The sequence below is a fragment of the Variovorax paradoxus genome (genome assembly GCF_030811855.1).
GTDB classification, from domain to species: Bacteria; Pseudomonadota; Gammaproteobacteria; order Burkholderiales; family Burkholderiaceae_C; genus Variovorax; species Variovorax paradoxus_L.
On record NZ_JAUSRN010000001.1, the window covers coordinates 37,629 to 50,711 of the forward strand.

Here is a 13,083-nt window from a genome sequence, read left to right on the forward strand (position 1 = left end):
GGCTTACCTCGTCCGGATGCGGTAGCGGCTCTCGAGGCCGGCTCCCGCCATCATGATCAGAAGGGAAACGCCCAGGTAGATCACTGTCGAGAGCAGATATACCTCGATGGTCTTGAACGACTGGCTCTCGATTTCCCGTGTTGCATAAGTCAACTCCGCCACACCGATGGTCATGGCGAGGCTGGTGTTCTTGAACAGCAACACCGAGTGGCTCACCAAGGCGGGCAGCGCAATTCGAAGTGCCTGCGGTAGCACCACCAGGCGCGAGGCTTGCAAGTAGGAAAGACCCATCGCGCGCGCCGCTTCCAGTTGCGACTTCGGAATCGACCGGATGCCGCCACGCAAGCCTTCGGAGACATAGGCTGCCATGCACAGGCCGATGGCGATGAACGCCAGCAGGAACTCACTGTTGTGTCCATTGAGCCACTGCTGTGCCGCACGTGGCAGAAGCGCCGGCATGCCGAAGTACCAGAGGAAGATCTGCACGAGCATGGGGACGTTCTGGTGGTACTCGACGTAGCTCGCCACGAAGGCCTTTGCCAAGCGGCTGTCTGCCATGCGCACCACCGCCAGTACCGTGCCCAGCACGATGGCAAACAGCCATGCCGCCAGCGTGAGCTCAAACATCGTGAGCACGCCGTGCCATATCCACTGCGGATATTCGCCTCGCGCCAGGACCGAGAAGTCGAGCTTGCTACCCATGGCATGAGCCCTGTTGCATCGTACCGATCAGCCCTTGATCGGCTCGATCTTGAAGCCGCGCTGCATCTTGTAGGGAGTTCCGGTGCCCAGCCACTTGTTGAAGATCTGCAATGCTTCGCCGGATTTTTCCATCGCTTCCAGGGTGGAGTTCACATGCTTGATAAAGCCCACCTCTTCCCTGCGCATGCCGATGCCCCAAGGCTCCAGCACCAGGGAGGGTTCGAGCATGACGATGGGAACGGTGCTTTCGGATTGCTGGCGGAATTTCACGAGATTGAGTTCGGACACGGCGAAGCCATCGGCCTTGCCCTGCTGCATGGCGAGAAAGGCATTCGGCGGATCCTGGAAGGTGATGGTGGTTGCGCCCGGAATCACCTTGCGCACCAGCATCTCCGAGCTGGAGCCTTTGACCGCGCTGACTCGCTTGCCCGTCAGATCCTTGACAGAGGTGAACCCACTGTCCTTGCGCGCAGCAACCTTCTGCTCGCTGGCAAAGTACTGATTGCTGAAGGCGATCTGCTCGGCGCGCTCCGCGCTCCACCCCAGATTGGCGATCACGGCGTCCACGCGCCCCTGCTGCAACTCGGGGATGCGAGCTGCCACGGAAATGAGCTTCAGCTCCAGCTTGACTCCCAGCGACTTGGACAGTGCCTTGCAGAAGTCCACGTCGTAGCCTTCGACTTCGCGCGTCTGGGCATTGGAGAAGCTGAACGGCTCGGCCGTACCCAAGGTGCCGCAGACGAAGGTTCCCTTTGCCTTGATATCGGCGAGCTGGTCGGCGCGTGCCAGGTTGGCCAGCAATGCCAGGCAGGCACCGGCAATGAGGATCGATGCAGTCTTTTTCATGGGACGACTCCAGGAAGTTGAACGAAACGGAAAACCGTCAGGAAAGATCGCGCACGGCGTCTTGCAGGAAGCTGCAGCCTTGCTCGATCACATCGATACCGGTGGCAAAGGACATGCGCAGATGGTTGGGCATGCCGTAAGAAGTGCCGTCGATGGTGGCCACACTGGCGTGCTCCAGAAAGTAATGCACCACGTCGATATCAGAAGAAAGAACGCTCCCCTCCGGCGTGGCCCGCCCGATCAATCCGGTCACGCTGGGAAAGACATAGAACGCTCCGTCCGGTGGGGCGCACTCGAGGCCCGGTACCTCCCGCAGCAACTGCACCATGCGGTCTCTGCGTTCGCTGAACAAGGCAGCGGCTTGGCCAACCGAGTCCTGCGAGCCTTCGAGTGCGACCACCGCGGCAGCCTGGCCCATCGAGCTCGGACAGGAGGTGCTTTGCGACAGCAGCATGGTGATGGCCTTGATCAACGGCACGGGACCGGCGCCGTAGCCGATGCGCCACCCCGTCATGGCATAGGCTTTCGAGACGCCGTTGATCACCAGCGTGCGCTCGGCCAATTCGGGCGTCGCACTCAAGGGAGACACGTGTGCGGCATTGCCGTAGACGAAGTGTTCGTAAATCTCATCGGTCATCAGCCAGACATGCGGGTGCCGCTTCAGGACCTCGCCGAGCGCCACCAGTTCGTCGCGGGTGTAGACCGCGCCCGTAGGATTGTTGGGCGTGTTGAGGACCAGCCACCTCGTCCGAGGGGTGATGGCTGCGCCCAGGGCCGCTGGCGTGAGCTTGAACCCCCCGCTCTGGGAGCTCGGTACCACGACAGCTGTTCCGCCGTGCAGCGCCACCATGTCGGGATAGGAAACCCAATACGGCGCGGGCACGATCACCTCATCGCCCGCGTTCAGCGTCGCGGCGAAGGCGTTGTAGATGATGTGCTTTGCCCCATTGCCAACGGCGATGTTCTCCGGCTTGAACGCCAGCGCGTTCTCGCGTTGCAGCTTGTCGGCGATGGCTCGTCGCAGGGCGGGCGTACCGTTGGATGCCGTGTAGCGCGTCTGCCCGGCCAAGAGGGCCGCCACCCCGCCGTCGACGATGTGGCGCGGCGTCGGGAAGTCGGGCTCGCCGATAGTGAAGTCGACGATGCGACGGCCAGCCGCGCGCATCGCATCGACGCGGGTCTTGGCGGCCATGCTGGGCGAAGGTTTGACGCCGACAAGTCGTTGGGCCAACAAGGTGTGCACAGAAGTCTCCTGATAATTTGAACGAACGGGGCGTGGCGTGGCGGCCGTGGTATTCAGAGCCCGTGAGGCGCAAATGCCTTGGTGAGCCACGATTGCTCGACCTTCCCGTTCGCGATCTCCGTCTTGATCGCGGCTTCGAAGCGGGCAGTCTGTTCGATCGCGTCCAATACCCGCGCAGCCTCGTTCTGCGAGAAAGTCACGATCCCATCGTCATCGGCCACCACAAGGTCGCCAGGTTGCACGATCTGCCCGCCCAGGCTCACCGGCACATTGACGGCGCCGGGCCCGTTCTTGTAGGGCCCCCGGTGAATAGCGGCACGTGCATAGCACGGGAAGTCGGCCTCGCGAAAGGCCGCTGAATCACGGATGGCGCCATCGAGAACGATGCCGGTGCAGCCGCGCTGCTGCGCGTAAAGCATGATGAGTTCGCCCACCAGTGCGTTGGTGGTGTCTCCGCCGCCATCGATGACCAGAACATGGCCTGGAGTAGCCATCATCAGGGCCTTGTAGATCAGCAGGTTGTCGCCCGGACGGGTCTTGACGGTGATCGCCGTTCCCACCAGTTTCTTGTGCCGGTGAAAGCGTTGCAGGCCGACGATGCCGCTCAGGCGCTGCAGGTTGTCGCTGATGTGCGGGGTGGCCACGTCCCGAAAGGCAGCCAGCAGATTTGCCGGTGCAACTGGCGGTGCGGGGTGAACGGCAAAACTGGAAGCAACCATGACATACGCCTCAACATCAATCTGATGGCGTAATTGTGAAAGTTGCCTAAAATTTCAAAAAGCGAAATTTTTCGCGCAGTTCAGTTGAACAAAAGGAAACCGTTCAGGGTTTTACCGGGCCATGATGACCTTCAAGCAGCTGGAGGCTCTTTACTGGGTCGTGCAGCTGGGCGGCTTCTCCCAAGCCGCCCAAAAACTGCACACATCGACATCTGCAGTGTCGAAACGGGTGCACGAGTTGGAAGCAAGCTTCGACCTGGAGCTTTTCGACCGATCTCAGCGCACGGCGCGCCTGACCGAAAAAGGCGAGGAAATGTTCGTGTTGGCCAAGAAGCTTCTTGAGCATCGGGACGCCGCCATCGACCAGATCGGCAAGTCGGAAGTTATTGAACGCCGCGTACGCATTGGTGTGACCGAGTTCACCGCCATGACCTGGTTGCACCGGCTGGTGGACGCTATCCAGCGCTACTACCCCAAGGTCACGATCGAGCCTGACGTGGACACGAGTGGCAATCTCAAGGAGAAACTTCTGACGGACGAACTGGACCTGGTGCTGGTTCCCGACGTGTTCGCGGAAGCGCACCTGCCGAGCCATGTGGTTGGCGAGTTCTCAAGTGTCTGGATGTGCAAGCCGGGGTTTGTCGAGCCGGGAAAGACCTTCCGGCTGCATGAATTGGCATCACGCCGACTGTTGCTTCAGGGCAGTAGGTCCGGCGCAGGCATGGCTCACAACAGCTGGATGAAGTCGCTGGGCGTTCAGCCGTCCAACGTGATCATCGTCAACAACCTCGTAGCCATGATCGGTCTCACCGCATCGGGTCTCGGCATCGGCTGCATGCCGGAGAAGTGCCTGGCCCCTATGGTGACCAACGGATCATTGATGGTCGTTCCGTGCACGCCGGCGCCCCCAGTGATGAAGTACGTCGCAATGTACAAAGGAGATCAACGAAGTACGTTGATCTCTTCGATCGTGATGCTGTCTCAGGAATGCTGCGACTTCAGTCGAATGTTCGAGATTTCTTCTCCTGGGCCCTCTGCCGATCCTGTCGGATGAGGGGCGAAGATCATGGGCCGTCGACGCCCCGGTTGGACGAGCCAACGGAACGCGTGCAAAGCGGTTGACGCGAAAGCCACGGCCCGAAATTTGGGTACGTCTCCAGGGTTTCTCCTCACCGAATCCACCCCCTTTTTTCCCCGCCGCCGCGGCGCTCGCTCTGACAATCGCCAGCGAGAGCTCAACAGACAGGTATTCGGGCTTGCTGAAAGTGGGGAAAAGATATGAGGTCTGTTTTTCTAGCCATTGCTATCGGTGGCTCCGTGCCAGCGCTTGCTCAAACTCCGGCGATTCTCTTGGAGGCTTGCAATGCGACGGAGCCTGCAAGCAAGCGACTCGAGTGCCTAAGGGCTGCCGCTGGACGTCCTGCTCCGCCCACGGCCTATAGCGGAACGCCTTCGGCCCCACACGCAGCCCCGTCTACATCCCTCCCCCACATCGCGAACGCGTACAAGCAGACCGCGCCACGCACCACCAGCCAAACTTGCTACACCGGGCCGCGAGGCGGCACCTACACGATCACGGCCAGCGGTCGGAAGAATTACAGCGGTTGCTAGGACAACCCCATGATGAGATTCGCGACGACGGTTGCGAGCCTAATATTGACGGTGGCTGCACCGACGCTCAGGGCCAACCCCGCTCACGACCAACTCACAGGAATGTCGATCACCCATCGCGCCTCCGCACTTGCTTCCCTTCTGCGCACGAGCGATGAAACGTGTCTGTCGGCCAAGCGCACCTTCTATCAGGGCAGCGACCCCGAAAGCGCGATCCCCGGCTCCGGCGTTCATCCGAGCTTGGCAGCCCGAAGCCGAAGCCGAAAACGGGGCCGCTCTTTTTCGCTTTTACGCCCACTTTGTGTTTCGGGGCGCTGCTTTAGGCAGCGCTGCGCCGCGTTCGGTGGGTCGCTCGCGCCAATGCCACTTCCAGCCGAGAAATCCTCATGGCCACTGCCCGAATTTCTCCAGCAAGCGTGTGCGATTCCAAGTCACCCGTGTTCACAGCTGCTCGAAGGGATTTTTGCAGCTTTGCTAGCTCGGCTGGGTCGTTGGCCTGCAGAAGCTTGGCAGCAGCATCGATCGTTTTGTCTGTGGCATTGCTCAAACTGCGCATTGCCGAACGGAGATCTGTGTCTCGCTTCAACATCGCCTCTTTGACCGTGAGCTCAGCCGGCGCTTTCCGATTCGCTTCGTTGGTGCGCTCGACTCGGTCTTCAATGCTTTTACCCATGGGCTTTTGTAAGGGCGGGGGCCACTCAGCGCTGCTGTGAAGCAGCAATGGGCGGACGGCAGAATGAGAATGTGACCACACTACCGTTCGGCGCGACTGCCAGATGTCAGACAAGAAGCGACCATCGCGTGAGGTGGCCTGCTCGCACTTACTCGAAGCTAGGCAGCCCAAACCCGAAGCCGAAGTCCGGCCCGCTCTTCTTCGCCTTCGCGCTCACTGCCTCTTCCTCGCGCGGCCCGACGTCGAGGTCATCGACCATCTTCTGCAGCTCGATCAGGCGCGCAGTTTTTATCCGACGAACACAATTTGCGAGAGCGACATCTGGCGAACGGATTGGTGAGAAGAAACTCGCGACGAAACTGTTCACTCGGAAATCCCACTTCGTTCTAAATCAACGACTTAGCGCCGATTCCCAATAAACGCATTTCTGCACATAGACCTCGAACTCCACCGCCCGGGGTTCCGACCTTACGCGGGCTTGGTGAAGCTGACGGGGCCACGCTGGACTGGGATGGCGCGCGGCTCGGATGAACGCGGTGCAGTCCGAGGCTTGATGTCTGTTTGAGACTACAGGTCGCAAGCGTCGCCCACTCTACGGTCCGGCGGACTTCACTCCGTGCCGCGCGCTCCAATGATGATTTCTTCTCGTCGAATCTTGTTCCGCAATGCGGCCTGTCTTGCTGTCAGCGTCACAGGCGCCACGTCGTGGCTTGCCCATGCGGGAGCGAAAAACGACCCGAAGAATCGGTCCGGCATATCGGGCCCCGCTGCGCTCGACAGGCTCAATGCAGCCGAGGAAACACCGGTGCTCGCGCAAGGCTCGCGCGGGGCCGCGGTCATGCGAGCGCAGATCCTGCTCGATCGCGCGTGGTTCTCGCCCGGCGAAATCGACGGCGGTTTCGGCGCCAACATGCGCCGCGTGGTGAAGGCCTACCAGCAGGCAAATGGTCTTGAGCAGAGCGGCAAGGTCGATGCTGCGACGTGGACCTCGCTAAAGGCCGACACTGCGCCATTGTTCGCCATCTATGCAATCACCGAGAAGGACGCGGCGGGTCCCTTTGCGGCGACGCCGCGGGCGATGGCCGAGCGAGCCAAGATGAAAACGTCCGGCTATGAGAATCTGAAGGAAGCCCTTTCGGAGAAACACCACATGTCTCCCAAGGCCTTGCTCGCCCTGAATGCCGGTGCCAAATTCGAGGCGCGTGAGGAAATCGTGGTTGTCAACATCACGAGCACGGCAGATGCCAGTGTCGTCAAGGCCGCTGCGTCGATCGAGATCGACAAGAGCGATCACATGCTGTTCGTGCTCGACGAGTCGGGCAAGCCGCTCGCCGGCTTTCCTATCAGCATCGGCGGGCCTCTGGACCCGCTGCCCTTGGGCAAGATGAAAATCATCAACGAAGTGAAGGACCCCACCTTCACGTACGATCCGGCGATCCTGAAGAAGGCGCCGGCCGGCGCGGCGAAGGTCGATATCCCCGCTGGTCCAAACAACCCGATCGGCAACGTCTGGATGGGGCTGTCGAAGCCGCACTGGGGCATCCACGGCACCCCGGCGCCTGAACGCGTGGGTACTGCGACAACCAATGGTTGCATCCACCTGACCAACTGGGATGCGGCACGCTTGTCGCAGCTGGCAAAAGCGGGCTTCGCAGTCAACGTGAAAGCCTGAAAAGACTGCCGATGCACGTGTCTCGAAGGCAAATGGCGATGGCTGTGGCTTGCCTCGCCGTGCCAGGCTGGGCGATTGCAGAGGCTTGTGACGACAGTGCCTGGCCAGCGACACTCGCCGCCCGCGCGCTGCAGTTTCCAGTCGACGGCATCCGGCCCGAAACCGTCCGGGACACGTTCCTGGACGGACGCCTCGGCCGCCGCCATGAGGCGCTCGACATCATGGCCCCGCGCGGGACGCCCGTGCGCGCCGTGGAAGACGGCAAGCTGGTCAAACTGTTCGAAAGCAAGCCAGGCGGACTCACCGTCTATCAATTCGACCCGGCAGGCCAACTTGTCTATTACTACGCGCACCTGGACCGCTATGCGGAAGGCCTGCATGAAGGCATGCAGCTTCGGGGTGGCGACCTGATCGGATATGTCGGCACGACCGGCAACGCCGCGCCCGACGCGCCACACTTGCATTTCGCGGTATTTGTGCTCGGTCCGGAAAAGCAATGGTGGAAGGGCGAAGCGCTGAACCCCTATTGCGCGTGGCGCGCCGCCCGATGACCAGGCCTCGCGTAGACGCGATCGCCTGCCACGCCGTCGCCCCGCTCGGCCGCCGCGATTGCGGCTAGTGCGCCCGCAGCGGGACCGCAGGCAAGCGCCGACAATCTTGCGGTGTAGTAGACTTGTGGTTCATCGAACTATTCATTCAATTATTCAATGAGCGGCGCAAACCTGTTGCCGGGGACTCGAGACTCCGACAGAAAGACGCTCGTCCGTCACGCTCTTTCCCAAGGACCGCGGCCCGTTGACGAATTGCTTGCTGTTCTGCAAGTGAGTCAGGCGACCTTCTCACGGACTATTCAGGAATTTGGTGGCGAAGTAATTCGGTTCCGGGAGCCTGGCGTGCGCACGCCGCGCTACGCACTCGTCCGCACCGAACCCGTGCCCACCCCTCAGCCCATCTTCCGGGTGAGCGAGGACGGTCGGGTCGCCGAGATTGGCGCTGTCAACTTTCTCCGGGGAGGCACCTGGGTCGATCTGGGCGGTCCAGACAGCCGCTTGCACGAAGGGCTGCCGCCGGCCATGGCCTTCGCTGCGCCTTCCGGCTACCTCGGCGCACGGATCGCGAAGGTGGTGGCCAGAGAGATTGGCGTGCCCTTCTCCCTTCGCGACTGGTCCGACGATCACCGGGTGAAGTTCCTCTGCTCGGTCGGCTCGGATGTGGCTGGCTCACTCATGTGGGGCGCCAGCTCGTTCGCGGCCCACATGGCGTCGCGGCAGGTCCCGCCGATTGCGACCGCCGACATTCCTCGGGCCTACCAGGATTTGGCGAACGCGACGAGCCAGACGGGCATCGGCAGCAGCGCGGGGGGCGAAGAGCCCAAGTTCACGTGCGAGACAGAGGCGAAGGGGCATCTCATTGTGAAGTTCGCACGCGCCGGGACCCGCTCCTCGGAGATGCTCATCCTGGAGGAATTGGCGTTGCGCGCGCTCGGCGAGTCCGGGATGCCAGCGGCTCCGGCTTGCTACTTCGAGATGGAAGAGTACGGCTTCCTGGAGGTCGAGCGCTTCGACCGCATCGGGCGGTTCGGCCGCCGGGGAATGATCTCCGCAGGGGCGATCGATGACGAGCTGTTCGGGATGCGGGACAACTGGCCATCGTTCGCGCAGCGCTGCGAGGAAGCGGGAATGATCGGGCCTGGCTCCGTGCGGCGGATCCTCGTGCTGACCGCCTTCTCAGAGCTGATCGGCAATGGCGATCGGCACTTTGAGAATCTCTCGCTCATGACCGACGAGCGCGGGCGGCCTACCGAGGTATCGCCGGCCTACGACATGCTCCCCATGATGTATGCGCCCGTCGGCGGCGGCATCGAGCCGCCCTTGCGGCTCGTCACGCCATCGTTTCAGTCGCTGGGGGCCAGGCCTGACGTCTGGGAGCAGGCGTTCGACGCGGCACACCGCTTCTGGACAGCTGCCGCAGCGGACCCGCGGCTCTCATCGGAGATGCGCGAAATCGGCGCGAGGAACGCTCAACACATTGGTGAGGTCGTGGCCCCGCTGCTACCCGTGCCGGAGGTCCCTGGCCGAGATTCAGCAGGCGATACGAAGCAGCCGCATTGAGCAGTGCTGCGTTCTGCGCGGCGCCGGGGGCTCAATGAACCGGTTGCAGCCCTTAGTTCGAGGTGGCAAGGCTGGACCCCCGGCACGGGCAAGACCAAGCGAGCCACGTGAAGAGGGATGCCACGACACGGTGCCGATGTCGGTCCGATCGCCCATCGCTTGCTACCCTCTTGACCATGCTCATCAAACCCTTGTGCGGCGCAGCGCTATTCGCGTGTCTTCTGTTCCTGCTGGGAAGCGTCACACAATCCCCGGACCCGTGTGCGGCCACGCAAGACTTCGTATACCCCCTCGCCGCGCCTTTGTTGATCCTGGGATCCATCGCGTGGCTGGGTGTGTCCAGCTGGTGCATTCCCTTTTCCGGGCGCTGGACAATTCGCCTTGGCTACACCGTCCTAATGCGGTCGTTTCGGTGGTGCTGGCAGTTGGCCTTTTGATGGGCGCGTTGCTTGTCGTTATGAGATACGAACACCTGATGCCGTTTCTGCTGGAACGCGATTGCTATGGGGATGCCACCCCCTCGATGCTGGGCATGACCGTGGCGGGCGCGATCGCGATGTTTCTTGGATTGTTGAGCGTCGACCGTGCGGCGACGGCCCTGCAAAGCCGTCATCGCAGGTCCGTCGGAGCACGTTGAACCACACGCGTCCAACCATGGCTCGATCAAGGGTGGCTCATACCAGGACCCCAGGTATCGTTTCACGCGACTACCGCACAGACTTCACGCCGGCTTCACTCGCCTCGCGCACACTGCCTCTCGACAGCGGTCGGCGCCGGTAGAGGCAAGGGGAGAAAAGCAATTGCTCAGGGAAACGCCTCGATGCCGACCGCTGTCACCTTTGTATGAGCCACGCGCGCCGGGCGCGATCCCAGCGGGAACGGACCGGAGCGGGCCCGGCAACGCTTCACCGGGGATGCCGCAGATCGCGGCCAGTCATCTTCGCCCTGCCTGGCGACGGAGCCATTGAGAACCTATTTACCCGGCTAGAAGAGCCCGCGTTGTGAAGTCGTCAGGGCCATGAAATTTTCTCCGAGGGGCTGAAGAATGGCATCGGCAATCGGCTGGAGCTGCCGGGTGAGGTAGTGTTCGTAGTCGATGGGCGAATGGCGGGTTTCCAGCGGCTCCGGCCCGTTTCGTGTCATGACGTATTCGATCCAGCCGCCCTTCTGGTATTGCATGGGCCGGCCGACCCGGCCGTTGTGTTCGTCGGCCATGCGGGCGGCCCGGACCTGCGGCGGCACGTTGACCAAGTAGGCGTCGAGCCGATGGCGCAGGCGCTTGCGGTAGATGAGCAGTGCATCCTTGTCGCCAGCCAGCGTCGACCTCGCATAGTTGGTCACGAACGGCTTGTAGGGCTCGCCCTGAAAGATGCGTGAAAGCAGGCCCTCCTGGAACTGCCGCGCCAGCGGCGTCCAGTCGCTGCGCGCCATCTCCAGTCCGCGGTACACCATCGCCTCCTTGCCCGTGGCATCGGCACCGAGCCCCGCGTAGCGCTTCTTGCTGCCGACCTCCGAGCCGCGAATGGTGGGCATGAAGAACTTCTTGTAGTGGGTGTCGACCTCGATTTCGAGAAAACTCTCCAGGCCCTGCGCCTCCCGCAGCCCGCGGGCCCACCAGTCGTTGATGTCGGCGGCCAGGCTGGCCGCGACGGCATGCGCCGCCTCGTTGGTGTGGGGGCTCTTGAGCCATACGAAGATGGAATCGGTATCGCCGTAGATGGCCTCGTAGCCACGCTCCTCCACGAACTCGCGCGTGCGTTTCATCATCTCGTGCCCGCGCAGGGTCACGGCGGACACCAGCGCGGGATTGAAGAACCGGCACTCGGCCGCCCCCAGCACGCCGGCGAAGGAGTTCATGAGCAGCTTCAGCGCCTGGGACAGCGGCTCGTTCTCCGTCCGCTTGGCCTCGTCCCGGGCGCGCCAGAGCGTGGTCACGATCGCGGGCAGGCAATGTCTGTCGCGCGAGAAGACGGTCCCCTGCGGCCCATGGACGCGCAGGGCCGGGTCGCCAGCCTCCGAGCCCTCGACCAGGCCCACCGGGTCGACCAGGAAGGTCCGGATGATCGAGGGATAGAGGCTCTTGTAGTCCAGCACCACGACCGAGTCGTAAAACCCCGGCTTCGAGTCCATGACGTAGCCGCCGGGGTAGGCCTTGCTCGGAATCTCGCCCACGTTGGGCGCCACGTAGCCCAGGCGGTGCATCCGCGGCATGTAATGGTGGCTGAACGCGGCGATGGAACCGCCGAAATGATCGGCCTGCAGGCCGGTGGTCTGGGCCCGCTCCATCACGAACTGCAGCAGCTTCGTCTTGTCGAAGATGCGCAGGACCAGTTCGCAGTCCTTGATGTTGTAGATCGCGAGCGCGGGCTTGTCTTCCTGGTAGCGCCGTTCGATCTCCGCCATCTTGTCGTATGCGTCGCCAATAGCCTTGCCTTCGCCGAGCAGCGCTTGCGAGACGGTCTCGAGGCTGAAGGACGGGAAGCTCCACACGGCGGCCTTGAGTGCGTCGATGCCGTCGATGACGACTCGCCCCGGTGTGGGCGCGAACAGATAGCCCTGCTTGCCCGGATGGGTTCGCCACTCGATGGGGCGGCGCTCTCGTCCCAGAAGGAGTTGCACGCCGCAGTTGTCGGCCGTCTTCTGCAGCACGCGCAGGTCGAACTGGATGACGTTCCAGCCGATGACGACGTCGGGGTCGTTGCGCTCGAGCCAGTCGTTGAGCTTCTCGAGCATGACTTGGCGCGACGGGCAGTAGATCAGCGAAAAGGCCATGGGCTCATCCGATTCAGATGGCGCGTCCGATGGCGGCTCGTGTGGCGGCTCGCCCAGCATGAAGACGACACGCTCCGCCATGCCATCCAGCGCGATGGAATAGAGCGCTTCGTTCTGGCTCGTCTCGATGTCCAGCGACACGACCTTCAGCACGGGCCGGAATTCGGGCGCGGGCTTGAGCTTGCAGTCGACGATGGTGGCGCGCTCTGAACGCCCTCCTTCCACCCGCACGCCCGCGGTGATGAAGCGTTCCATCAGGTAGCGGTCGTGCGGCCGCACGTCGGCCTCGAGCAGGGGAATGCCCTGCGCGTCGAGGGCGCGTGCCAGCCGACCGAGCTGGCGGAAGTGCTTCGCATAGACACCGAGGACAGCTTCCCGACGAAAGGTCTTGAGCGCGAGCGCACGCAGCTGCACGCCCGGCATGACCGCGAGCTGTGCTTCGACCGCCGCCCTGTGCCGGGTGGCGACGAACGCAACGCTGGTCCGCGCGGTCAGGACCACTTTCCTCGGCCCCGCGTCGGTAGCCAGCCAGTACTCGATCTCCGTTCCGGCGGGCGCATCTCGCCAGTGGCGCGTGAGGATAAAGCCCTTGAGTTCAGTGGATGTCACGGGAGCTTAGAAAGTCGGATCGAGCGGGAAGGCGGACTTGGGGGCAGGTGATTTTCACCTGACCGTGTGCAGCTGCTATCTGCAGGGGACGATTGCCCGATCGACGCGCTCGCCACGAGCCGGCG

At 62.6% G+C, this 13,083-nt stretch carries 12 protein-coding genes; 5 read left to right on the forward strand and 7 right to left on the reverse strand.

All coding sequences use genetic code 11. From position 1 onward, the window contains the following. Nucleotides 1-3: 3 nt before the first annotated feature. The 4 genes from J2X92_RS00230 to J2X92_RS00245 form a co-directional block, all read right to left on the reverse strand. Nucleotides 4-702, reverse strand: coding sequence for an amino acid ABC transporter permease (locus J2X92_RS00230; RefSeq protein WP_307572517.1), 699 nt, complete (start codon nt 700-702; stop codon nt 4-6). Between the two features lie 27 nt (nt 703-729). Beyond that, entirely contained in the window at nt 730-1,548 is an 819-nt protein-coding gene (locus J2X92_RS00235) for an ABC transporter substrate-binding protein (RefSeq protein WP_307572518.1), read from the reverse strand. Between the two features lie 37 nt (nt 1,549-1,585). Further along, a complete protein-coding gene (locus tag J2X92_RS00240) occupies nt 1,586-2,782 on the reverse strand; it encodes an aminotransferase class I/II-fold pyridoxal phosphate-dependent enzyme (protein ID WP_307573803.1) in 1,197 nt (398 codons plus the stop codon). Nucleotides 2,783-2,844: 62 nt separating this feature from the next. Continuing rightward, nucleotides 2,845-3,510, reverse strand: a complete 666-nt coding sequence (locus J2X92_RS00245; RefSeq protein ID WP_307572519.1) for an RraA family protein — start codon at nt 3,508-3,510, stop codon at nt 2,845-2,847. Between the two features lie 124 nt (nt 3,511-3,634). Between J2X92_RS00245 and J2X92_RS00250 the strand changes: the two genes are divergently transcribed. Continuing rightward, nucleotides 3,635-4,564, forward strand: coding sequence for a LysR family transcriptional regulator (locus tag J2X92_RS00250; RefSeq protein ID WP_307573805.1), 930 nt, complete (start codon nt 3,635-3,637; stop codon nt 4,562-4,564). An 876-nt stretch (nt 4,565-5,440) separates the two neighbouring features. Here J2X92_RS00250 and J2X92_RS00255 read toward each other — a convergent pair. Together J2X92_RS00255 and J2X92_RS00260 are read right to left on the reverse strand one after the other, a co-directional pair. Further along, on the reverse strand, nt 5,441-5,794 hold the full coding sequence (locus tag J2X92_RS00255; RefSeq protein WP_307572520.1) for a hypothetical protein: 354 nt from the start codon (nt 5,792-5,794) through the stop codon (nt 5,441-5,443). 148 nt (nt 5,795-5,942) lie between these two features. Continuing rightward, entirely contained in the window at nt 5,943-6,161 is a 219-nt protein-coding gene (locus J2X92_RS00260) for a hypothetical protein (RefSeq protein ID WP_307572521.1), read from the reverse strand. Nucleotides 6,162-6,425: 264 nt separating this feature from the next. On the opposite strand from J2X92_RS00260, the gene J2X92_RS00265 reads away from it, so the two are divergent. The 4 genes from J2X92_RS00265 (at nt 6,426) to J2X92_RS00280 (ending at nt 10,214) form a co-directional block, all read left to right on the forward strand. Beyond that, on the forward strand, nt 6,426-7,466 hold the full coding sequence (locus tag J2X92_RS00265; RefSeq protein ID WP_307572522.1) for a L,D-transpeptidase family protein: 1,041 nt from the start codon (nt 6,426-6,428) through the stop codon (nt 7,464-7,466). A 32-nt stretch (nt 7,467-7,498) separates the two neighbouring features. Beyond that, complete coding sequence (locus J2X92_RS00270; RefSeq protein WP_307572523.1) at nt 7,499-8,017, forward strand: M23 family metallopeptidase; 519 nt, start codon at nt 7,499-7,501, stop codon at nt 8,015-8,017. Between the two features lie 156 nt (nt 8,018-8,173). Continuing rightward, nucleotides 8,174-9,577, forward strand: a complete 1,404-nt coding sequence (locus tag J2X92_RS00275) for a HipA domain-containing protein (protein WP_307572524.1) — start codon at nt 8,174-8,176, stop codon at nt 9,575-9,577. Nucleotides 9,578-10,052: 475 nt separating this feature from the next. Continuing rightward, nucleotides 10,053-10,214, forward strand: a complete 162-nt coding sequence (locus J2X92_RS00280; protein ID WP_307572525.1) for a hypothetical protein — start codon at nt 10,053-10,055, stop codon at nt 10,212-10,214. 347 nt (nt 10,215-10,561) lie between these two features. On the opposite strand, the gene J2X92_RS00285 is transcribed toward J2X92_RS00280, so the two are convergent. Continuing rightward, on the reverse strand, nt 10,562-12,958 hold the full coding sequence (locus J2X92_RS00285; protein WP_307572527.1) for a DNA polymerase II: 2,397 nt from the start codon (nt 12,956-12,958) through the stop codon (nt 10,562-10,564). Nucleotides 12,959-13,083 lie beyond the last annotated feature (125 nt).